Source organism: Gilliamella sp. ESL0250 (assembly GCF_013345045.1).
GTDB classification, from domain to species: domain Bacteria; phylum Pseudomonadota; class Gammaproteobacteria; order Enterobacterales; family Orbaceae; genus Gilliamella; species Gilliamella apicola_H.
Window position 1 is genome coordinate 1 of sequence record NZ_JAAEDV010000012.1, and the last position, 23,256, is coordinate 23,256.

At 36.0% G+C, this 23,256-nt stretch carries 24 protein-coding genes; 4 read left to right on the forward strand and 20 right to left on the reverse strand.

Translation table 11 applies throughout. The features are described from left to right. Window positions 1-179: 179 nt before the first annotated feature. Window positions 180-1,004 (reverse strand): glutamate racemase, encoded by an 825-nt coding sequence (murI, locus tag GYY69_RS09625; RefSeq protein WP_174797480.1) that lies wholly within the window; start codon window positions 1,002-1,004, stop codon window positions 180-182. 215 nt (window positions 1,005-1,219) lie between these two features. On the opposite strand from murI, the gene metK reads away from it, so the two are divergent. From metK to GYY69_RS09645, 4 genes are read left to right on the forward strand one after another with little or no spacing between them, the layout of a single operon-like run. Then, window positions 1,220-2,371 carry a methionine adenosyltransferase gene (metK, locus tag GYY69_RS09630; protein WP_174797481.1) on the forward strand — a complete coding sequence of 384 codons (1,152 nt, stop codon included), beginning with the start codon at window positions 1,220-1,222 and terminating at the stop codon, window positions 2,369-2,371. Continuing rightward, the gene (locus GYY69_RS09635; RefSeq protein ID WP_174797482.1) at window positions 2,355-2,858 is read left to right on the forward strand and encodes a SprT family zinc-dependent metalloprotease; all 504 of its coding nucleotides are present in this window, start codon (window positions 2,355-2,357) and stop codon (window positions 2,856-2,858) included. Before metK ends, GYY69_RS09635 begins: the two co-directional genes overlap by 17 nt. 14 nt (window positions 2,859-2,872) lie before the next feature. Then, window positions 2,873-3,484: a hypothetical protein gene (locus tag GYY69_RS09640; RefSeq protein WP_174797483.1), complete on the forward strand. Its 612-nt coding sequence runs from the start codon at window positions 2,873-2,875 to the stop codon at window positions 3,482-3,484. Continuing rightward, window positions 3,484-4,326 carry a 23S rRNA (adenine(2030)-N(6))-methyltransferase RlmJ gene (locus GYY69_RS09645; protein WP_174797484.1) on the forward strand — a complete coding sequence of 281 codons (843 nt, stop codon included), beginning with the start codon at window positions 3,484-3,486 and terminating at the stop codon, window positions 4,324-4,326. Before GYY69_RS09640 ends, GYY69_RS09645 begins: the two co-directional genes overlap by 1 nt. A gap of 57 nt (window positions 4,327-4,383) precedes the next feature. On the opposite strand, the gene GYY69_RS09650 is transcribed toward GYY69_RS09645, so the two are convergent. The 19 genes from GYY69_RS09650 to GYY69_RS09740 all read right to left on the reverse strand — a co-directional run bounded on the left by GYY69_RS09650 (window position 4,384) and on the right by GYY69_RS09740 (window position 23,215). Continuing rightward, on the reverse strand, window positions 4,384-4,752 hold the full coding sequence (locus GYY69_RS09650) for a diacylglycerol kinase (protein ID WP_194240631.1): 369 nt from the start codon (window positions 4,750-4,752) through the stop codon (window positions 4,384-4,386). A 20-nt stretch (window positions 4,753-4,772) separates the two neighbouring features. Beyond that, window positions 4,773-5,732: an acetyl-CoA carboxylase carboxyl transferase subunit alpha gene (accA, locus tag GYY69_RS09655; protein ID WP_174797485.1), complete on the reverse strand. Its 960-nt coding sequence runs from the start codon at window positions 5,730-5,732 to the stop codon at window positions 4,773-4,775. A 240-nt stretch (window positions 5,733-5,972) separates the two neighbouring features. Beyond that, a complete protein-coding gene (dnaE, locus tag GYY69_RS09660) occupies window positions 5,973-9,452 on the reverse strand; it encodes a DNA polymerase III subunit alpha (protein ID WP_174797486.1) in 3,480 nt (1,159 codons plus the stop codon). 189 nt (window positions 9,453-9,641) lie between these two features. Beyond that, window positions 9,642-10,886, reverse strand: a complete 1,245-nt coding sequence (gene fabF / locus GYY69_RS09665; protein ID WP_174797487.1) for a beta-ketoacyl-ACP synthase II — start codon at window positions 10,884-10,886, stop codon at window positions 9,642-9,644. A gap of 160 nt (window positions 10,887-11,046) precedes the next feature. Continuing rightward, on the reverse strand, window positions 11,047-11,280 hold the full coding sequence (gene acpP / locus GYY69_RS09670; RefSeq protein WP_034910452.1) for an acyl carrier protein: 234 nt from the start codon (window positions 11,278-11,280) through the stop codon (window positions 11,047-11,049). 150 nt (window positions 11,281-11,430) lie between these two features. Continuing rightward, window positions 11,431-12,165: a 3-oxoacyl-ACP reductase FabG gene (fabG, locus tag GYY69_RS09675; RefSeq protein ID WP_174797488.1), complete on the reverse strand. Its 735-nt coding sequence runs from the start codon at window positions 12,163-12,165 to the stop codon at window positions 11,431-11,433. Between the two features lie 18 nt (window positions 12,166-12,183). After that, window positions 12,184-13,119, reverse strand: coding sequence for an ACP S-malonyltransferase (fabD, locus tag GYY69_RS09680; protein ID WP_174797489.1), 936 nt, complete (start codon window positions 13,117-13,119; stop codon window positions 12,184-12,186). Window positions 13,120-13,155: 36 nt separating this feature from the next. Then, window positions 13,156-14,109 carry a beta-ketoacyl-ACP synthase III gene (locus GYY69_RS09685; protein ID WP_174797490.1) on the reverse strand — a complete coding sequence of 318 codons (954 nt, stop codon included), beginning with the start codon at window positions 14,107-14,109 and terminating at the stop codon, window positions 13,156-13,158. A gap of 4 nt (window positions 14,110-14,113) precedes the next feature. Beyond that, a complete protein-coding gene (plsX, locus tag GYY69_RS09690; RefSeq protein ID WP_174797491.1) occupies window positions 14,114-15,160 on the reverse strand; it encodes a phosphate acyltransferase PlsX in 1,047 nt (348 codons plus the stop codon). Window positions 15,161-15,193: 33 nt separating this feature from the next. Next, entirely contained in the window at window positions 15,194-15,361 is a 168-nt protein-coding gene (gene rpmF, locus GYY69_RS09695; RefSeq protein WP_025316508.1) for a 50S ribosomal protein L32, read from the reverse strand. Between the two features lie 4 nt (window positions 15,362-15,365). Further along, a complete protein-coding gene (gene yceD / locus GYY69_RS09700; RefSeq protein ID WP_174797492.1) occupies window positions 15,366-15,875 on the reverse strand; it encodes a 23S rRNA accumulation protein YceD in 510 nt (169 codons plus the stop codon). A gap of 235 nt (window positions 15,876-16,110) precedes the next feature. Then, the gene (locus GYY69_RS09705) at window positions 16,111-18,030 is read right to left on the reverse strand and encodes a BglG family transcription antiterminator (RefSeq protein ID WP_194240632.1); all 1,920 of its coding nucleotides are present in this window, start codon (window positions 18,028-18,030) and stop codon (window positions 16,111-16,113) included. After that, entirely contained in the window at window positions 18,030-18,773 is a 744-nt protein-coding gene (gene dagF / locus GYY69_RS09710; protein WP_174797493.1) for a 2-dehydro-3-deoxy-phosphogluconate aldolase, read from the reverse strand. Before dagF ends, GYY69_RS09705 begins: the two co-directional genes overlap by 1 nt. After that, complete coding sequence (locus GYY69_RS09715; protein WP_174797494.1) at window positions 18,773-19,912, reverse strand: DgaE family pyridoxal phosphate-dependent ammonia lyase; 1,140 nt, start codon at window positions 19,910-19,912, stop codon at window positions 18,773-18,775. Before GYY69_RS09715 ends, dagF begins: the two co-directional genes overlap by 1 nt. After that, window positions 19,890-21,044, reverse strand: a complete 1,155-nt coding sequence (locus tag GYY69_RS09720; protein WP_174797495.1) for an amidohydrolase/deacetylase family metallohydrolase — start codon at window positions 21,042-21,044, stop codon at window positions 19,890-19,892. Before GYY69_RS09720 ends, GYY69_RS09715 begins: the two co-directional genes overlap by 23 nt. A gap of 51 nt (window positions 21,045-21,095) precedes the next feature. Beyond that, a complete protein-coding gene (locus GYY69_RS09725) occupies window positions 21,096-21,749 on the reverse strand; it encodes a DUF4310 family protein (RefSeq protein ID WP_174797496.1) in 654 nt (217 codons plus the stop codon). A gap of 14 nt (window positions 21,750-21,763) precedes the next feature. Further along, window positions 21,764-22,516 (reverse strand): DUF4311 domain-containing protein, encoded by a 753-nt coding sequence (locus GYY69_RS09730; protein ID WP_174797497.1) that lies wholly within the window; start codon window positions 22,514-22,516, stop codon window positions 21,764-21,766. A gap of 20 nt (window positions 22,517-22,536) precedes the next feature. Next, the gene (locus GYY69_RS09735; RefSeq protein ID WP_174797498.1) at window positions 22,537-22,833 is read right to left on the reverse strand and encodes a DUF4312 family protein; all 297 of its coding nucleotides are present in this window, start codon (window positions 22,831-22,833) and stop codon (window positions 22,537-22,539) included. Window positions 22,834-22,846: 13 nt separating this feature from the next. Next, window positions 22,847-23,215, reverse strand: coding sequence for an SFCGS family glycine-rich protein (locus GYY69_RS09740; protein ID WP_174797499.1), 369 nt, complete (start codon window positions 23,213-23,215; stop codon window positions 22,847-22,849). Window positions 23,216-23,256 lie beyond the last annotated feature (41 nt).

The following is a 23,256-nucleotide window of genomic DNA, read 5'->3' on the forward strand; positions in this document are numbered from 1 at the left end:
TGCGTATATTACGCTACACTTTTTTATTCGTCAAGATCTTTTTTTCAAATTTTCGATCTTATTTTTAACTCACTCACCGCCTGCTTGTCGCTGACTGCGTGTCAGTGGATGCGCATTATAGGGGCTTCTTTTTTTTTAGCAAGCAAAAAAGATTAAATATTTATTCGTTAGCGCAATATTCAAACATCAGAAACTTTAATAGTATGATATTTATTAAGATTATAATCAGATAATTTTTTAATCAATTTTTCTACAGACTGATTATAGTTGGTACTCAGTACAATATTTTCAGATGCAGATAAAGGTTTTTGATTCAGAACGTATTTATCATTTAACAAATTATAAACTCTTGTTGCAATCGCATTGCCTGAATCTATAAAGGTAGCTTGAGGAAAAATCATCTGTAATTCTTTTTTAATAAAAGGATAATGCGTACAACCAAGCACTATTGTATCGGGGATTGTTTGTAATTCAAGCCAAGGTTGCATTAATTCTTTCAGTTGTTGCATATCTACAGTACCACCTTGTAATTTATTTTCGGCTATAAGTGCTAATTCTGAGAGGCCTAACAACTGAACAGTACAATGCGTTGCAAATTGCCGGATTAAATCTATTATATACGTTCTTTTAATTGTAGCTTTGGTTGCTAATAACCCTATACATTTATTTTTAGTAAGCAAACTAGCTGGTTTAATCGCAGGTACAACACCAATGATAGGAAACGAAAATTTAGAGCGCAAACTAGGCAAACAGATAGTGCTAGCAGTATTACAGGCAATGACCGCTAAATCAATTGAGTAAAATTGAGTAACAGCTTCAATGACCGAATTTACTCTATTAATTAACAATTCTGACGATTTATCTCCATAAGGAAACATTTCATTATCGAATGCATAAATATAATGTACATTAGGTATTTTATTATAGATTTCATTATAAACAGATAAACCACCAATACCTGAATCAAATACTAAAACTGAAGGAAATTGTTTTGTGATGCTCATTTTTAGCTATAGGTTATTAAATAATAAATTAGAAACGCGCAATATCGTAAATTGATTAAAAATTAAAGCAAGTAATTTTAGCTAAACCACAATGCTGCATTTTTTTCGATAAATTATAAGCTAGACGTCTAGATGGTAAAACTGCTAAAATAAATACATTAAAGTTGAATTTTATATTTCAATCATTATGCAAAATTAATTTAAGGAAAGTATCCATGTCAGAATTTTTATTTACTTCAGAATCTGTTTCAGAAGGTCATCCAGATAAAATTGCCGATCAAATATCTGATGCCGTACTTGATGCAATATTAAAGCAAGACCCAAAAGCGCGTGTTGCTTGTGAAACATATGTAAAAACGGGTATGGCTTTAGTTGGTGGTGAAATCACGACTTCAGCTTGGGTAGATATTGAGGAATTAACTCGAAAAACCATTAATGATATTGGTTATACCAGTTCTGAAATGGGATTTGATGCAAATTCATGTGCGGTGCTGAATGCTATTGGCAAACAATCTCCTGACATCAATCAAGGTGTCGATAGAAAAGATCCACTAGAACAAGGGGCGGGCGACCAAGGCATTATGTTTGGTTATGCGACCAATGAAATGCCAAATTTTATGCCTGCAGCCATAAGTTATGCTCATGATTTAATGCGCCGCCAAGCGGAAGTCAGAAAAAATGGCACACTTCCTTGGTTAAGGCCCGATGCAAAAAGCCAAGTCACATTAATTTACCAAGACGGTCAAATAAAAGGGGTTGATACTATCGTTTTATCTACACAGCATTCAGAAGCCATTGAACAAAAAGCATTACATGAAGCTGTTATGGAAGAAATCATTAAACCTACATTACCAACCGAATGGTTAACTTCAAGGACAAAATACTTTATTAATCCAACTGGACGCTTCGTTATTGGCGGTCCAATGGGAGATTGTGGGTTAACTGGCCGCAAAATTATTGTAGATACTTATGGCGGAGCCGCACATCATGGCGGTGGTGCTTTTTCAGGAAAAGATCCGTCAAAAGTTGACCGTTCAGCAGCTTATGCTGCACGCTATGTTGCCAAAAATATTGTTGCGGCTGGACTTGCTGACAGATGTGAATTACAGATATCTTATGCAATTGGTATTGCCAATCCTACATCAATTTATATTAATACTTTTGGCACTGAAAAAATCGAGCACCATAAAATTGTTTCACTTATCAAAGAATTTTTTGACTTAAGACCTTATGGATTGATTCAGATGCTTGACCTCATTCAGCCAATTTACCAACAAACTGCAAGTTATGGTCATTTTGGGCGAGATATCTTCCCTTGGGAAAAAACCGATAAAGCAGCACTACTTCGAGATGCAGCAGGATTATAAACGCATCCCAATTTATTTACATAATCAGGTAATGGCTTGTTTAAGAACTCACTTAATACAAGCCAATCAACTTCTACATACTCAATATAAAGAACCTAAAATTGTCTATAAGCCCAAAGGTAGCATTGCAGGTAGTGCCTTTTTAATACGTTGGGAAATTCAACTTAATTCAATAATGTTGTTAGAAAATGGTACACATTTTATTGAGGAAGTTGTACCTCATGAATTGGCACATCTAATTGTTTTTAAGGAATTTGGAAAAGTAAAGCCACACGGTAAACAATGGCAATATATTATGTCCAAAATATTAGGCAAAATCCCAACTACAACTCATCATTTTACAGTTCAACGCAATACTTATTTATACAACTGCAAGTGTCAACAACATCACCTAACATCTATAAGACACAATAAAATTCAAAATAATAAAGCTAGTTATTTATGTCGTAAATGCGGTACTATACTCAAACTTAAACGTGCTAATTAATATTAAAATATTATATGTGTAAATTAGATTTCCATTTTTACAAAAGTTCCTTATCGATTGTTATTCTTGGTATTATTCTTTATATTATAGGTAATTTCTTTATACCTTTATATAATGGACTTACCGTTACTCTTATTGAACATGTTCAATCACTCTTTTTATTATTTATGTGCTGCTATACCTATTGTTATGCAAAAAAAATAGCTGAACATTCAGAGCGATATAAATTTTGGATTTGGACAATATTTTGGTGGTTGATGCTTTTTGGTCGGGGAATTAGTTGGGGGCGAGACTTTTTTCCTGAAGTACCGCGTTTTTACTATAAAATTATTGCTAGTTTTTTAATAGCACTTCCAATACTCAGTATATTTTTACCTACAATTCGCCGAGAAATTGTTCGTCGCTACAAATTCGAAAAAATTCCAGTTTGGCATATATTTTTAGCTTTTTTATTCTTGGGTATAGCTGATATTGCAGAACACCGCCGCATTGGCCATGAATTATTAGTTATAACAAGGGATCGAAAAGATTTAATAGAAGAATTAATGGAAATTCCCTGCCTTCTTTGTTTAGCTTTAACGACCTTTTATATGCAAAAAAATGAACAAAAGAAGGAGAATTTATAATGTTAAGCTATCGTCATAGTTATCATGCTGGTAATCATGCGGATGTATTAAAACATATTGTTTTAACATTCTGTATTGAATCATTAAAAGAAAAAGAAAAACCTTTTTTATATTTAGATACACATTCAGGCGCTGGCCGATACCTATTAAAGAGTGAACATGCTGCAAAAACAGGTGAATATTTATTAGGAATTAATTTGATTTGGCAACAATCAAATATCCCTCAATTGCTCAATACCTATATATCGGTACTAAGACGATATAATCCTTTTGATGAATTAAAATATTATCCTGGCTCACCATTAATTGCTAAGCAATTATTACGTGAGCAAGACAAGCTCAATCTCACCGAATTACATCCAACCGATTATCCTTTATTAAAACAAGAATTTAATAAAGATAAACGAACAAGAGTATTACGTGAAGATGGCTTTTCTCAATTAAAATCGAAGTTACCACCAAATTCACGCCGTGGGATAATATTGATCGATCCTTCCTATGAAATAAAAGACGATTATCAAAGAATACCTACAGCACTGTTTGAAGCCTATAAGCGTTTTGCTACTGGTATCTATTTAATTTGGTATCCTGTAGTATCTCGTAGTCAAACGCAAAAAATGATTGATGGCATTGTGAATTTAGGTATTAAACGAATTTCACAGTTTGAGCTAGCAATAAAACCAGACAATAACCAAAAAGGCATGACCGCATCAGGGATGATAGTAATTAACCCACCATGGAAATTACATGAACAAATGAGTATAGTTATGCCATGGCTAAAAACAACGTTAGATAGTGAAAAGACTGGAAGTTTTATTATTAAAGAACTCGTTTCTGAATAGTTTTATTAGTTATCTATTGTCAAAAACTTTCAGGAAAGTATATGTTTCAATAAAAAATCACGGAAAAAAGTGACAAGAAAATAAATAAATCCATAAGATCACAGTCAATAATAACGATAAAAATACAGCTGCTGAACCATAATCCTTCGCTCGGCCAGATAGCTCATGTCTTTCATGGCCGATACGATCAACAACACACTCAATTGCACTATTAATTAACTCGGTGATCATCACAACACCGATCGAACCAAGTAATAAGATGCGTTCATAAATAGAAAAATCAACCAGCATTACAATGACATAAGCCAAACCCAATACAATTAACTCTTGACGAAATGCAGCCTCATGTTTAATGGCTGATTTTAAACCTTTTAAAGAGTATTTCGTCGCATTAAAGATACGAAGTAATCCTGTCGATTTTTTCATTATACTGTCCCTGATTTAAATTATCTTACATAACCATAGTTCATCAAACGTTGAAATCTTCTTTCTAGTAATACAGATAAATCCATACTTTCAAGTTCATCAAGATCACTAAGTAGCTGGGTTTTGAGTGAAACAGATATAGCGGTATAATCTCGGTGAGCCCCACCAAGTGGCTCAGGCACGATTGAATCAATCAAATTTAACTTTAATAAATTATCTGCTGTCATATTCATGGCTTCAGCAGCAACAGGAGCTTTATCAGCACTTTTCCACAAAATAGAAGCACAGCCTTCTGGTGAGATCACAGAATAAGTACTATATTGAAGCATGTTTACTTTATCTGCTACACCAATCGCTAGTGCTCCCCCAGATCCACCTTCACCAATGACTGTACAAATGGTGGGCACTTTAAGGCGTGACATTTCTCTTAAATTACGTGCAATAGCTTCTGCTTGACCCCGTTCTTCAGCACCAATACCAGGATACGCCCCAGGAGTATCAATAAAAGTGATAATTGGTAATTTAAAACGTTCGGCTAATTGCATTAACCGTAAAGCTTTACGATACCCCTCTGGGGCTGGCATACCAAAGTTTCGATAAATCTTCTGTTTAGTTTCACGACCTTTTTGATGACCAATAACTACCACTGTCCGTCCATCGATACGTGCAATGCCACCAACAATTGCTTTATCATCAGCATAAGCCCTATCACCGGCTAATTCATCAAAATCAGTAAAAATTTCTTTTATATAATCCAATGTATAAGGACGATTTGGATGTCTAGCTAGTTGTGCAATTTCCCAAGGGGTTAAATTAGCAAATATTTTTTTTGTTAATTCACGGCTTTTTTTATGTAATTGCTTAATCTCTTTATCTAAATTAATATCTAATTCAACTTGTTGTGAATCAATATTCTTTAAGGAATTAATTTTTGCTTCTAATTCCGCGATCGGCTTTTCAAATTCCAAAAAATTGTTCATAACGTTTGTAATTGCCTCTTAATTCATTCGGTACTTTAAAAAATACACTATTCAATAGTATACTGACTAATTCTGAAGATAAAATTAAACCAATTCTACTATGTAATACTCATTGAAGTCACCTATATTTATATTAATAGGCTTCAACTTTTCCAAAATTTAGCTACATAAACTTAATAGAAGCAGTTTTTTTATTCACCAATGTTAATAATCAAACTGCTATTCATAAGTTTATTTAAATTATTCAAAATCAAATTCAATACGGTCAATACCAAGTAATGTCTTTAACTCAACTATCAAAGCATCTTCAGGAATGATCCTCCATGTCGTGCCAAATTGAATCCTAACAACTAAATCATCTCGATGATAATATAAGTTAACTGGCACACTGCCATGCCGATAAGGTTCAAACAATTGTTGTAAACGCTGCAATATTGCTTGATTTGTTTCGCTTTCAGTTAAAGTAATCGACAATCCTTTTACATATTTAGCTCGAGCATCTTTTAGATCAACAATATCGCGCACTGATATTTTAAAACCACCATTAAAATCATCATTACTAACTTGACCGGTAACAATTAAGATCTTATCTTTTACAAGTAAATGCCCGAAATTATCTAAAGACTCCGCAAAAAGCATACCGTCAATACGCCCAGAACGATCGTCCAAGGTGAACAAACCGATTTTTTTACCTTTTTTAGTAATGCGAACCCGAGCATCAGTAACAATACCAGCAAAAGTAACCATCTTACCCCAACCCGTTGGAGAAGCTTCACTAATTCTCAGTCCTCCGGTATAACGGTTTAATTCTTTTAAATATTGTGTTACTGGATGCCCCGTTAAATAAAGTCCTAACGCTTCACGTTCGCCATCAAGCAAAACTTGATCGGGTAATTCGGGAACTGCAGCATAAGCATGCTCAACTTGTTCAGGCTCTTCCGCCAAAACACCAAACATATCTTCTTGACCAATATCTTGCGCTTTAGCATATTGATCTGCCGCTTGCATTGCATCATTAATGCTATGCAATATAGCCGCTCGATGCGGTCCTAATTTATCAAAAGCTCCTGCCATAGTGAGTTTTTCAAGTACTCGACGATTGATCTTCTTCATATCAGTTCGAGCACAAAGTTCGAAAATATTTTTGAAATATCCCCCACTGTTACGTGCTTCAACAATTGCCTCAATAGGCCCTTCACCGACACCTTTTATAGCTCCAATACCGTAAACAATCTCACCTTTATCATTTACATGAAAGTGATACAGGCCACTATTGATATCAGGAGGATTGACTTTTAACCCCATCCGTAAACATTCATCAACCAAACCAACAATTTTATCAGTATTATCCATATCGGCAGTCATAACCGCAGCCATAAATTCGGCAGGATAGTGAGTTTTTAACCATAAAGTTTGATAAGAAACAAGTGCATAAGCTGCCGAGTGAGATTTATTAAAACCATATCCGGCAAATTTTTCAACCAAATCAAATATTCGCATCGACAGCTCACCATCAACGCCTTGTTTTTCAGCACCTTCTTTAAAAATAGAACGTTGCTTTGCCATCTCTTCAGGTTTTTTCTTACCCATAGCTCGGCGCAATAAATCAGCACCTCCCAGTGTATAACCTGAAAGAGTCTGTGCGATTTGCATAACTTGTTCTTGATATAAAATAATACCATAAGTGGGTTCTAAAATAGGTTTTAATGAGTCGTGTTGGTACTTAATATCAGGGTAAGAAACCTCTTCTCGTCCGTGTTTTCGGTCAATAAAATTGTCGACCATACCTGATTGTAGGGGACCTGGACGGAATAATGCGACTAAAGCGATCATATCCTCAAAACAGTCAGGCTTTAAACGTCTTATTAAATCTTTCATGCCACGGGATTCAAGTTGGAACACCGCTGTAGTTTCAGCTTTTAATAATAATTCGAAAGATTTTTCATCATCTAAAGGAATTCGAGTAATATCGACTTTTTCTTTACCCTCTCGCAGCTGACGTTCATTAATCATTTTGATTGCCCAATCAATAATGGTTAATGTCCGTAAGCCTAGAAAGTCAAATTTCACAAGACCTGCATATTCCACATCATTTTTATCAAATTGAGTAACAGGATGATGGCCTTCTGGATCACAATAAATTGGCGAAAAATCAGTAATCTTAGTTGGTGAGATCACAACACCACCGGCATGCTTACCAGCATTTCGAGTTACACCTTCCAATTGCCGTGCGATGTCGATTAATGATTTGACTTCTTCATTATTATCATATAACTCTTGTAACTGAGGCTCAATTTCAAAAGCTTTGGTTAGTGTCATACCTGGATCTAAAGGTATTAATTTTGAAATACGATCGACAAACCCATAAGGATGCCCAAGCACTCTTCCAACATCTCGGATTACTGCTTTAGCTGCCATGGTACCAAAGGTTATAATTTGAGAAACCGCATCTCGTCCATACATATCAGCGACATGATCAATAACCAGATCGCGTTTTTCCATACAGAAATCAACATCAAAGTCTGGCATTGAAACACGTTCTGGATTTAAAAAACGTTCAAAAAGTAAATCAAACTCAAGTGGATCCAAATCGGTAATTTTCAAAGCATACGCAACTAGCGAGCCAGCACCAGAACCTCGCCCTGGCCCTACTGGAATATCATTATCTTTTGACCATTGTATAAACTCCATGACAATCAGAAAGTAACCAGGAAAACCCATTTGGTTAATTACTGTTAATTCGGTTTCTAAGCGCTCGTCATATTCTGGTCGTCTTTGCTTTCTAATTGCTGGATCAGGAAATAAAAACGCTAGCCTTTCTTCTAACCCTTCACGTGATTTATGCACTAAAAAGTCTTCAGTAGACATATCGCCGGTTGGAAATTTAGGTAGAAAATATTCGCCTAATCGGATAGAAACATTACAGCGTTTAGCTATTTCAACACTATTTTCCAGTGCTTCAGGAATATCAGAAAATAGTTCGCACATTTCCTGTTCTGAACGTAGATATTGCTCTGCCGAATAGTTTTTAGGTCTAGAAGGATCTTCTAGCGTATTACCATCATGAATAGCGACACGAATCTCGTGAGCATCAAAATCAGAAGATTTCAAAAATCGAACATCATTAGTTGCAACAACGGGTAACGAATATTGTTCAGCCAAATTCACAGCTCGATGAATAAATAGCTCTTCATTGGTTCGTTTAGTGCGTACTAATTCAAAATAAAAATGCTTACCAAAATTTTCAAGATAAAAATTAATAGCATTATCAACGATTATTTGATTATTACGAACAATACCGATCCCAATATCACTTTCTCGCCCTGCTAATACAATTAATCCAGCTCGGTGCTCAATTAGCCAGTCATTATCAACAACTGGCAAATCACCGACATATCCTCGCTGATAAGCTTTAGAAATCAACAAAGTAAGATTTTGATATCCTTGATTATTAGCTGCTAAAAGAGTTAAACGATAAATATCATCAGGCATTTGAGAACTTCTAATAGCAAGATCTGCACCAATGATCGGTTTAATACCTTTTGACATTGCTGAACCATAAAACTTAACTAATCCACAAAGATTAGTAAAATCTGTGATCGCAAAAGCCGGCATCTGTAACTTGCTCACTTCATTTACTAATGTGCCAACTTTCGCAATTCCATCAACCATCGAGAAATCACTATGCAAATGAAGATGAATAAATTTAGGTTCCGCCATAATTACCAGAAGTGAAGCTATAAAGTGATTGTGAAATTATAACACAAGCAAGTGGGATATTCTTATTCTCTTTAATTGTTAGTTCAAACTGAGAAAAGATAAAGGTTCTTTTCATGATAAGATTTATAAGTGAAAAATCATTTATTAAAGATATTCCGCCAATAGATATTATCGGCGGATAGCAAGAAATTAGATTTTCTTAAATAATACTGAACCATTGGTTCCACCAAAACCAAAAGAATTACAAAGTGCGTATTCTAAATTCTTAACTTGACGTGCTGTATGCGGAACATAATCAAGATCACAACCCTCATCAGGATTATCAAGGTTAATTGTTGGTGGCACAGCTTGATCACGCAGTGCAAGTACAGTGAAAATAGATTCAACCGCTCCAGCAGCACCCAATAAATGACCTATCATTGATTTAGTTGAACTAACCATAACTTTGTTGGCATTTTCTTTAAAAATACTTTTTACGGCTTCAGTTTCAGCTTTATCGCCAGCAGGTGTCGATGTACCATGAGCATTGATATAGCCAACCTGCTCATGGTTAATGCCTGCATCACGCAGTGCACATTGCATTGCTAAAGCCGCACCACTGCCATCAGCTGGAGGTGAAGTCATATGATAAGCATCACCACTCATACCAAATCCAACCAGTTCAGCATAGATTTTAGCTCCTCGCTTTTTGGCGTGTTCATATTCTTCTAAGAACATAATACCAGCACCATCACCAAGCACAAAACCATCACGATCTTTATCCCATGGACGACTTGCACCTTTAGGATCATCATTATTGGTCGATAATGCACGAGCAGCACCAAAACCACCAATACCAAGTGGAGTACTAGCTTTTTCTCCCCCACCAGCTAACATCGCATCTGCATCACCATAAGCAATCATACGTGCAGCATGACCAATATTGTGCACACCAGAAGAACATGCTGTTGCTATAGTAATACTTGGCCCTTTTAATCCATAAATAATGGATAAATGACCAGCAATCATATTAACAATTGTTGATGGTACAAAAAAAGGACTGATTTTACGCGGTCCACCATTGACTAATGCACTGTGGTTCTCTTCAATCAATCCAAGTCCACCAATACCTGAACCTATAGCACAGCCAATACGTTTTGCGTTTTCTTCCGTGATCTCAATGCCAGCATCTTGCATTGCTTGCATACCCGCAGCGATACCATATTGGATAAAATAATCCATTTTACGCGCATCTTTGCGTGAAATATTATAATCTTCGCCATTAAAGTTTTTAACCATCGCTGCGAAGCGCGTTGCGAAAGGGGCAGTATCAAAGTGCTCTATGAGTTCAACGCCACTTTGTCCAGCTAATAAAGCTTGCCAAGTGGATTCAACTGTATTACCTACAGGAGATATCATGCCCATTCCAGTAACAACAACTCTGCGTTTAGACACATTGTCCTCCAGGAAAGGATTGAAATGAAATTTGAATCATTGAAAATTTTATTTCGAGTTTTCTAAGGATTTATATCAAGTTTTCTTTAGTTTAAAAATTATAAACACAAATACAAACTAGGCGATCATTTGACCGCCTATTATGAAAACTCTGCTAACCTTATTGATTTGCAGTAATATAATCGATTGCTGATTGAACAGTTGTAATTTTTTCAGCTTCTTCATCAGGAATTTCAGTATCAAATTCTTCTTCTAAAGCCATAACTAATTCAACCGTATCAAGAGAGTCAGCGCCAAGATCTTCAATGAAAGAAGATTCGTTTTTAACTTCTTCCTCTTTTACACCAAGTTGCTCAACAATAATTTTCTTAACTCGCTCTTCAATAGTGCTCATACTCTTTTTTTTCCTATAAAAATCGCCGAAAGTGGCGGTGAATGTAAGTTTATAAAATGTTGAAAAAGATGCCAATCATTTTTCAACCCAATTGCTTATTTCTTATTCAAAACATCAAAGTGTTGGCTCATTTTACACTATTCTAGCCAATTACACCATATACATGCCACCATTGACATGTAAAGTTTCACCAGTAATGTAAGATGCTTCATCTGAAACCAAAAAGGCAACCGCATTAGCGATTTCTGTTGGCTCACCTAAACGCCCTGCAGGAACTTGCGCTAATGTTAACGCTTTTTGTTCCTCAGTCAATGCATCAGTCATATCAGTTGCAATAAAACCAGGTGCAACAACATTAACCGTAATACCACGAGATGCCACTTCGCGAGCTAATGATTTACTAAAACCAATTAATCCTGCTTTCGCAGCCGCATAGTTAGCTTGGCCGGCATTCCCCATTGTACCAACTACTGAGCCAATAGTAACAATTCTGCCATGGCGTTTTTTCATCATTGCACGCATTAATGCTTTAGATAAACGAAAAACGGATGTTAAATTAGTATCTAAAATATCTTGCCATTCATCTTCTTTCATTCGCATTAATAAATTATCACGCGTAATACCTGCGTTATTGACTAGAATGTCAATATCACCAAATTCAGCTTTTATTGCACTAATCACAGATTCAATTGATGTTTCATCTGTTACATTTAAAGTAAGGCCTTTTCCATTTTTTCCTAAGTATTGGCCAATCGCTTCAGCACCTTTTTCTGTTGTGGCTGTACCTATAACCGTTGCACCACATGCAACTAATTTTTCTGCTATTGCTTTACCAATTCCTCGACTTGCACCGGTAACTAAAGCAATTTTTCCTGATAGATTCATAACTACCTCTTTTATCCTTTACTTTGTGTTTTCTAATGCCATTTCTAATGATGCTTTATCATTAACTGCCAAACCAGAAAGTGTATCTACAATACGTTTAGTTAAGCCAGTTAACACTTTACCTGGCCCCATTTCAACTAAAAGTGTTACATCTTGTTTTGCTATATATTCAACAGTTTCTGTCCAACGTACAGGGCTATAAAGCTGAGAAATCAATGCCGTTTTGATTTTTTCTGCTGATGTTTCAACTTTAACATCGACATTATTAATAACCGCAAACTTTGGCGTGCTAAATGCTATCTCGTTTAACGTCGTTGCTAATTTATCAGCAGCTGGTTTCATCAATGCGCAGTGTGATGGCACACTGACAGCAAGTGGTAATGCACGTTTTGCACCAGCTTCTTTACATAATGCGCCAGCACGTTCAACGGCTTCTTTATTACCTGCAATAACAACTTGCCCCGGAGAATTAAAATTTACAGGAGCAACTATTTGATCTTGTGCTGCTTGTTCACATGCTTTGCTAATGGATGCGTTATCCAATCCAATAATGGCATACATTGCCCCCGTGCCACTTGGTACTGCTTCTTGCATCAGCTTTCCACGTAATTCAACCAATTTAATTGCATCTTTGAAATCAATCACACCAGCGCAAACTAATGCCGAATATTCACCCAAACTATGACCTGCCATAAAATCAGGTTGAGCACCATTAACACTTTGCCACACTCTAAATATTGCAACAGATGAAGCAAGTAGAGCAGGTTGTGTTTGCCAAGTTTTATTTAACTCTTCTGTTGGACCTTTTTGTACTAAATCCCACAAATCATAAGCAAGCATTTCAGAAGCTTCATCAAATGTGGATTTCACAATCGAGAAATCATCAGCAAAATCTTTTAACATGCCGACAGCTTGTGAGCCTTGTCCTGGAAATACCATTGCAAATTTGGTCATTATTTAAATCCTTGATCATTAAAAATACATCGTAAACTAAAATCTAACTAGCGCAGAACCCCAAACAAATCCACCGCCAAAGGCTTCTAATAAAATTAGGTGACCCCGTTGAATTCGACCATCTCGCACGCCAGCATCTAAAGCACAAGGCACAGAAGCAGCAGAGGTGTTACCCTGCTTATCCAATGTGACAATGACCTTACTCATATCCATATCTAGGCGTTTTGCAGTTGCTGAAATAATTCTTAAATTAGCTTGATGTGGTACTAACCAATCTAAATCAGCTTTGTTAAACGCATTCTCAGTTAAAAGTTCATCAACCAAATTTGAAAGCTCTTTAACCGCCACTTTAAACACTTCATTGCCATGCATGGTCATGTAAACTGGATCATTTATATCACGGCGATCAACATATGGATATTTTAATAAGTCACCATAACGACCATCAGCATGAAGATGTGAAGCAATAATACCCGGCTCTTCTGATGCACCAACAACAACCGCTCCTGCACCATCACCAAAAATGATAATAGTCCCTCGGTCATTTGGATCAACACCACGAGTTAACATGTCTGAACCAATAACTAAGGCATTCTTAATTGTACCACTTTTAATATATTTATCGGCAATATCAAGCGCATAAACAAATCCAGAGCAAGCGGCAGATACATCGAATGCAACAACATCACTAATACCTAATTTCGCTTGTAATTCTGTTGCTGAACTTGGAAATGCATTGGCCGAAGTTGCCGTTGCAACAATAATCATACCAATTTCTTCTTTAGCGATATTGGCCATTTCAATTGCATTTATAGCAGCTTCATAAGCCATACTCGTTACAGTTTCATTTAGCTCTGCAATCCGTCTTTCTTTGATACCAGTACGTGTTGTGATCCATTCATCACTAGTATCGACCATTTTTTCAAGATCTGCATTAGTTCTTATCTGTTTTGGAAGATAACTTCCAGTTCCTAATATCTTTGTATACATCTAATTATTCGCTCTTGGGTAGTGCGGAAGAAAGGCTCATTGCTATCTTCTCAGGTATATTTGTTTGTATAGCCAAAATAGCTTGTTCAATTGCTGCAAAAAATGATTTTTGATTGGCACTACCATGACTTTTGATCACAATACTTCGAAGTCCAAGCAAACAAGCACCATTATATCGTCCAGGTTCCAAATAACCAAAATTTTTTGAGAACTTTCTCTGTAACCATTTACTTAATAGTTTCATTAATAATGAATTATTACCAAGGGACAACTTAAATGAAGACATGAAAATTTTAACTAAGCCTTCGACTGTTTTTAACGTCACATTGCCAACAAAGCCATCACATACTAATACATCTGTTTTGCCGGTTAGAAGCTCATTACCTTCTAAATAGCCGATATAATTAATCTGATCATTTGATTTTAAAATAGAAGCAGCTGCACGTATTTTATCCAATCCTTTGATGTCTTCTTCACCTATATTAAGTAAGGCAACCCGAGGAGTTTCAATTTTTAGTACTGTTTTAGCTAATATTTCACCCATTATGGCAAATTGTACTAGCATATCACTATCACATTCAGCATTAGCACCTAAATCCAGCACCACCGTACTTTGATTATTTAATGCAGGAATAGTGGCAACTAAGGCAGGGCGATCAATGCCGGTTAAAGAGTGCAATAAAAGTTTAGACAACCCCATCAATGCGCCAGTATTGCCAGCACTTACACAGGCTTGAGCCTTGTTATCTTTAACCAGTTCAAGCGCTATTCTCATTGATGATCCTTGACTATGGCGAATCGCATAAGCAGGCTTCATATCATTAGCTATAACGGTAGTCGATTCGGTCAAAATTAACCGCCCCTTTTGCTGATATTGAGAGACAAGTTTTACATTTTCTTTTGACAAAAAAAGACTAATTTCTGCTGGATCGCCCACCAGAAAAATAGAAAGGTTTGGATAACAATTTAGCGCTTGTATTGTAGCAGGAACAACAACACGAGGACCGAAGTCCCCGCTCATAGCATCTAACGCAATGGTTAGATTATCCAAAATGTCACCTGAGGATTTCTAATTAGGTAATAATTATTTAGAAATCACTTTACGACCACGATAATAACCATCTGCGGTTACATGATGACGTAAATGTGTTTTACCTGATTCATCAACTGAGATATTAGCAACAGTTAATGCATCATGAGAACGACGCATACCACGTTTTGCACGAGTTTTACGATTCTGTTGAACAGCCATGGATTTACCCCTTATTCTTTAAACTAACTAAAATTGCAAATGGATTCGGTTTTTCATTCTCACTTGGAATGTCACCAAATACCATATCAGCCTCTGACACTTCGCAGTGTTTACTATCATGTACCGGCGCAATTGGCAACGAAAGAATAATTTCGTCCTCAAGTAACGCTAATATATCTACTTCGCCAAACTCGTTGATTAAAACGGGTTCATAATGTTCCGGTAGCGCCTCTGCTTGAGCATCGCTCTTAACAGGACTAAATTTATTCATCACATGAACTTCAGTGATAAAAGGTTTAAAACAACGTTGACAAACTTGCTCTAACGTCATTTTTGCATCAATTGTAATAATACAAAGCCGTTGCTCATCAAATTCAAAAGACAAGCTGCACTCTAGATCACTTTGCGGACTTTCAACCCTAGTTACACTTTTAGCTGGATAATATCCAATATAATCAAGCCTTTTTTGTGCCGCTTTAATTGGATCAATTGTTAATGGCAATTTATTTTGCATAAAATATGCATGCTACCTTAAAAATTTATGTAGTGTAGCTAAAAACTACACAATGCCGTAAGGCGCGCATATTACCTTTAAATCATGATTTCGTCAATGGGCACAAACAAGATAATTCGTTTTACTCATTGATTATTACCCTAATATTCATTCTGAATATTTTTTTACTTTTGTAAAAAAGTTTCGGTAAAAATAAGATTTACGTCTAAAAACAATAAATATGCTTATCCACCAATTATGGCAGTCGACCAAAGCTATCTTTAACGATTGCACAAAAATCATCAAACGTTTTACTATCTAATAAACGCTTAGTTGATCTTTCTTTGACAAAGTTTACAAATAAATTATAAATGCGCATTGCATTTTCATATTCATCTTTACTGATTGCCAATAAAAAAATAACATGAGCGATTTTATTCTTATCCCATACGATACCTTGTGGAGCTAATATAGTCGTTACTATGGTTTTTTTAGCCAGCAACCCGACAGAGTGGGGAATAGCAATATTTTCACCTAATAGTGTGGACACTATTGACTCTCGTTCAATGACTGACGGATAGAAATCTACATCTACATACCCCGCTTGCTTAAGTTTTTTACAAACATTTTTTAAAAGGTCTTTTTGTGTCATTGATTGTTCAATAATGAAAAAAAACTTTTCATTAAAAAAATGCTCAATAATATAAGGCATTGTTCTATCAATCATTGCCAACCGCCCCAATTGTTCAAGCTGATAAGGCGTCGGAAATGGTGAAATTTTAACTATTTGCTTATTTTTTTCTGTTAAACGAATGGTTGAAACAACAAAATCTTCTTTAATGTTTGCCAGTTGCTCGTATTCTCTATAAGAAAGGATTCGATTTATTTTAATATGTGGAAAATCCCGTTTAATTTTTGATTCAATCATACGCAAAGCTGCATTACCAAGTTCACTTACAAGTAAAATTTGTGCATATCTTTCATGTCCTGCACTATAATTACGCTCTAAGGCTACACCAATATGTACAGCTAAATAACTAATTTCGTCTTCCGTCATTTTGGATTCAGTATATTGTTCAGTGTTAGTAAGCGCAGATAACGTAATATCATAAGCAAAAGGATAATATTGTTTTATCTCCCGTAATAAAGGATTCGTTGTGCGGATTTGATATTTAATTCGCGACAACATTGATGAAATATGAATTAATATATCTTGACGTAACTTTTTATCTTCCCATAAATTATAATGATAAGTATTATTAATATAAGATAATATATGATTAATCAATGCCAAGCTTTTTGACTGATTTGGCGAATCCATAATAGTGCGAGAATAAATCTGAGCACATAAATAATTAAACTCCGCATCAGAAAGCACGCCACCTAAAAAATAGGAAATATCTTCAGATATTTCAGTCACTGCGCTGATAACAGTGGTATTAATTTTATCAACTTGATACTCAAGTAACTCATGCCCTTGGGTAATTCGTGTAATTGAAACAGCACAACTATAAAGTAAATACCCTCGCCCTTCTGCACTCAATTTTAATTCAAAACGTTCAAGTTGATTTCGAAGAATTTTTTCAAGATACTCTAAATCAATATTATTTAAAATCGTTTTGCGCAATCTATTAACTGTAATGAGATCTTCAGCCATATAGCGTTGCCATAAAATATCGGTTAAACATGCACGTATAGACGACTCTTCGCCAATTAGCCGCATGCCATAATAAGGTCGATTTTCGAGAAATAAATTATATTTATCTAAATATTGTTTAACTTCAATAATATCATTTTGCAATGTACTACGGCTTAAAAACCATTCGCCGGCTATATCATCTAACTTTACAGAATTAGATTGAGTTAAAAAAGCAATCAATAAAGCCGAAACTCTTTCTTTACTAGTTCGTGGAACTTGTTCAATCACTTGAGTGATAGGTAATGTGGCATAACGAATAGGATCAGTTACCACAAGTTGGTAACCAATATTTTTGGTATAATCAACTTGGGCGCCATAATCACCTAAAATATCGTTAAGTGCTGAAATATCGGTACGAATTGTGCGAGTAGAAACCGAAAAACGATTGGCTAGCTCTCGTTGAGGTAGTGTTTCGTTTTTTATGGTATCAAATAAATACGCTAATCGCTGATAATAAAAAAGCACTTTAGATGCCATTATTTATCCACTAGTTTTTGTGTAATAGCTAACAGTTGTTTGACATCACTAATACGTGTTGCACCTGTTGCTTTATCAATGATAGAACTATAGATATGTGGAATAATTCTCTTCACACCTGCATCTAAAGCAATTTTTAAGATTGCCTCATAATTGTCTAAGTCAATACCGCCTGTTGGTTCAAGATAGAAATCATGCTCAGCACAACATTTAGCCACATACTCAAATTCATCTTTATGCTTTAAACCGCTCATAGGGAAATATTTTATTGAACTTCCTCCCATATCTTTCAATAAAGCAATTGCGGTTTCAACAGGAACGATAGCTGCTGGCAACTTTGAACTTATAGAACCAGTTGCAATATTCACTAAACCTACTTCCCCCGTTGGCGAAACTAATCCATTAATGATAGTTTCTTTTTGACCTAATAATGCGCGACTTGCCGCAACTCCAGTAAACACTTGATTAACATGTTGTGGCTGAAGCACGGCTGATATCTCTGAAACCATTGTTGATTGATTAGGATCACCCGCACCAAGTCCTACAGAGATAGCATTATCAATAGCTGCTGCATATTTTTTCATATCAGCAATCGCTGCTTTATTATCAGAATAGTTTTTAGATAAAATACCCACAACCACATGGGTTTGCGCAGCTTCATAAATTGCTTTTGCATTGTCTATTGAATTCGCAAGTACATTTAAACAAACACGCTCATTATAATAATTTGGACTCAGTTGCATTATTTTGCTCCTTGAATAATATTTTTAATTTTATTGTAAATAATATCAAGTTGTGCTGATGTCACACTACGCACATCGGCATCGACTTTGCCTTCATTGGCTTTATATTCTCTAAAGTACACTGCAATTTCGCCTTGTTTCATCAGGTCAATCATTTCAATGGCGGTTTTACCTATCACGCTTGCATCAAACACTATTTCTGCGCGCGCAATATCGCGTCCTGCTCCATCCCAAACGACTTTGGCCGATATGCCATCAAGTGTATTTAGACTTTCAATAAATGGTGTCATTTTAGTCACCATCTGTTGTCCTGTTTCCGGTTTGGGGCTGCGAACATAAAGCTCAATAGCTTGAGTTAATCCTAAAATGCCTTCTTTACCTACTTTCATAGGGCGGCCAATACCTTGTGACTGTAGTTTTAACCACTCCACCGCTTGATGACGACCAATGACTAAACCACTAGTTGGTCCTTCAATGGCTTTAGCTCCACTATAAATAACTAAATCAGCACCTTGTTGATAATAAATTTGTAAATCTTCTTCCGCTGCTGCATCAACAATCAATGGAATATTATATTTTTTAGCAATTACAGCCGTTTGTGCGACTGATAACATACTTTTTTGTACACAATGATGTGACTTAACATATAAAATTGCGGCAGTATCTGGATTAATTAGTGATTCAATATGCTCAGGTTTACACTCATTGGCATATCCAGCTTCAACCATAGTCCCACCACCTAAAGCAACCATTGTACCAATTGGTGCACCAAAATTAACGTTATGACCTTTAGGAACAATAATTTCACGAGGAACATATTTGTCTGATGAATGTAAATTAAATAACAGTTCACGATCATCTTTGATAATTAAACCTGCAACCGCTTGTACAATGCCAGCAGAAGCGCACGATACTACTACTGCATTTTCAACTTTGAGTAATTTAGCAATATATTGCCCCGTTTTATCCACCAGATCTTTAATTTCAAAATATTCATTTAGTCCATGTAATACTGTGTCAATCACTTCTGGTCTTGGCGTTGAGACACCTAAAATTGTCATTCGCCCTGACGCATTAATTACCCTTTTTAAGTTATATTTAATGTAAACATCTTTTTCAGTTTGAGATTCTGAGCTCATTTTTACTACCTTCTTCTGTTATTTCAATGCTTATTGAATGTTTTGCAGCATCAGCCACAATCGATGCCAAAGGGATAAACTGCTCACCACTTTTCCTAATTCCACCTTCTGAATCTAATAACGAAACAGCCTGCTGTTTGATATCAAAAATAGTCAAATCCGCATCATAACCAACCGATAAAACGCCTTTATTTTTAAGATGCAAAATCTGTGCCGCATTTTGTGTTACACTATCAATAATTCTTTTTCGACTATAACCAAGGCAGATAAACTTTGTCATCACATTGGCCAAACTAAAAACGGGACCTTGTAGTCGATTTTTAGAATAGATATCAGAACTGATCGTGTTAGGATAAACACCTAAACATTTAGCGCGTTCTGCCACGGCAAAACTGAAACTTTCACCGCCATGACCAATATCCAAAATTACCCCTCGCTCGATTGCTCGTTTGATTGATTCTCGCAGATTATTCTCTTTATCCAAGATCTGATTAGGTTTACCATTAAAACAATGTGTAATAATGTCACCTTTAGTTAACAAATTGGCAATTTCATCAAGCTCTGGGGGATTATTACCAACATGAATCATCAAAGGTAAACCACTATTTTTTTGTATTTCTTTGGCTTTCACTAATGGTTCGATGCCATTGTCACCCACCACACTACGACTCATTCGCACTTTGATACCAATAATAAAATCGGGATACTTAGCTAGTGTTGCATCAAATAAAGGCATATCAATATTTTGTATGTCAGCAAGCTCGTTTTGTCTTAATAGCCCGATTTTAGAAATATTTAAAAAAGAATAAACATGCGTATTAGCTTGCTGAGCTAATTGATAAAACTCATCAGCATCAATAGCCCCAACGCTACCGGCATCCACAACAGCGGTAACACCAGCTTTAACCCCAATCAAATCTGGTTCATCATGATAAATGGGCGAATGAGCAAAACAATGCGTATGAGAATCAATCCATCCTGAACTAACATAATGTTTAGTTTTTAGATCCAAAACACGTCGAGATTGCCCCGTAATAGTATTGGCAATCGCAATAAGCTTGCCTTGCTCAATAGCAATATCGGTGACTGATTCATCAATGAGTTTGGCATTTTTTATAATTAAATCATACATAAGTTATTCCACTCCCTATGTAATTTATTAAATTATATAGGGTAATTAATATTATAGAATTGGGAACAAACCACCAAAAATCATAGCGCCTAAAACAGCCCCACCCGTGATAGGCTTTTTCCATACATAAAAAAGTAATGCTCCCAATAACGAACCGATACCAATAGGAATTGAAGCAACCATAGCAGATAAAATAATCATTGGACCAAGGAATCTTCCTGAAGCATTGCCTGCGCCCATCATAACGTCTGCACCAAAAGTTGAACCTGTACCGCTATTAACTGTAAATTTACGGATCAAAATAATCATTAAACCAATTAGCATTCCCAATACTAAACCAGTAATTAATGCAACAAAAAAGTTTTCAACAGGTAATGTATAGCCACCGGCGAGTAATAACGCAGGTACACCTAGTCCAATACCGGTTTGTAGTGCACCACCAATATCCAATATACCAACTAATGAACCTTCAATAACGCGGGCAAATAAAAAGCTAGCACCAAAGGCCGCAACAGCACCATAATCACCAGTCGTCATACCTGATTTAAGCATGGCAACGAATGCGATTTCGTTAAATGCGCCAATACCATACACATAAAAAGTATGCGTTCCTGCAAAAATACCGGCAGATAGCAGTCCACAAATAATAGGGAATGACCAATCACCATACCAAAAACTTTTATTGATTATTGCTTGTGTATTCATAATGTGTTCCCTATTTATTTACACCAATAAGATAGACCATCCCTAAATGAGTTAATCATCTTCATATCAAAACCACGGAAATATCCACTTATTACAAAGAGAATAATGACAGCCGCTAACATGATTTTCATCACACGATTCCAGCCACTATCATCTACGCCTTTTCCAATCAATATACCTAATACTAATCCAGGCACCGCATTGCCCATAATCAACTGCGCAAGCCCACCAAATAACGTGCCCCAAAAGCCACTACGACGCCCTGCATCTAATGCAGCTAACCAAAAAATAACAGGCATCACAGTTGCAACCAGTAAATTTGCCGCTGGAACAAGTACTTTAGTTGCAGTAATTTTTAGCGAATCGGGAATCACTGACGTAGTTGTATTTAAAAACAATACAACAATCACGCCGGTAAATGCGCAAGCAAATGCCATTTTTTTAGGATCATGCAAAGTTTCAGCAAGATGACGATTTTTTATCATCAATAAAGCAGCCCCCCAGTTTGGAATAATTCGATGATCGACATCTTGGGTGAAAGAGCCGGCAGCAACTGATGAAGCCCATGCATTAAAAAAGAACCCTAAACCAAATGAAAAGTGCGCCGCAGGATCACCTTCACACGCGTTAAGCTCACCTAATGTACGAAACGCTCCCATACCTTGATACGTTGGCGCATGAAACATTCGAGCAGCCCCTGTACCAACCCCAAAACCACAAAGTCCACCGATGATAATAGACTTAAATGCAATAATTAAGATTTCCATAACTTCCCTTTCACATTATGTTATTCAGTGAGAAATTTAATATCACTTAAATCAACAAAAGTTACATTAACAGACACATCAAGTGTGATTTCATAAAAAGTCTTTTTTCTTGGCAAAAAAACAAACAAAAAACGTTCTATGGTTGTCTTTTCTATTGCTGATACAACTTGAATATCAATCGGATCAATTCGCAACATAATATTATTGGTATTTTTAAATACCTCTTTCTGAACCTGACTTAACGCAATAGAAAATGCTTGCTGTTTAGCATCACCATGACCTTTAACTCTTACAAGTATCTGCTCTTTTTTTTTCATGCTGATTTTCCGCTTATGAGCGTGGATATTTTTTCAGAAATGCTTTTGCAACACGTTGCCCTAGCTCTTCTGTGTCCATAAAGCCAAAACCGAGAACTTTACACCCATCATTGATGGCTGTTTCGCCCTCTTCAATTGATCGCATACCATGCCGTTGTGAATAACCATATTTATTTTGTGCCGTAATAGCACCAGCTCCACCACTACCGCAAAAAGAAAGCCCTAAATCGGCATTTTCGCTATTCATTACATCGCCTAGCTTCATATCTGCTGCCATACCAGAAATGACAATTGCACGACACCCCTCTACAGAATTAATGCCTTCTGCAATTTTTTGCCCTTTTCCCATTCTATCGCCAATAACAATGACTACGTCAGCCATAATATTTCTCCTATTAATTATTGTTTTTTACTTGTCTAATA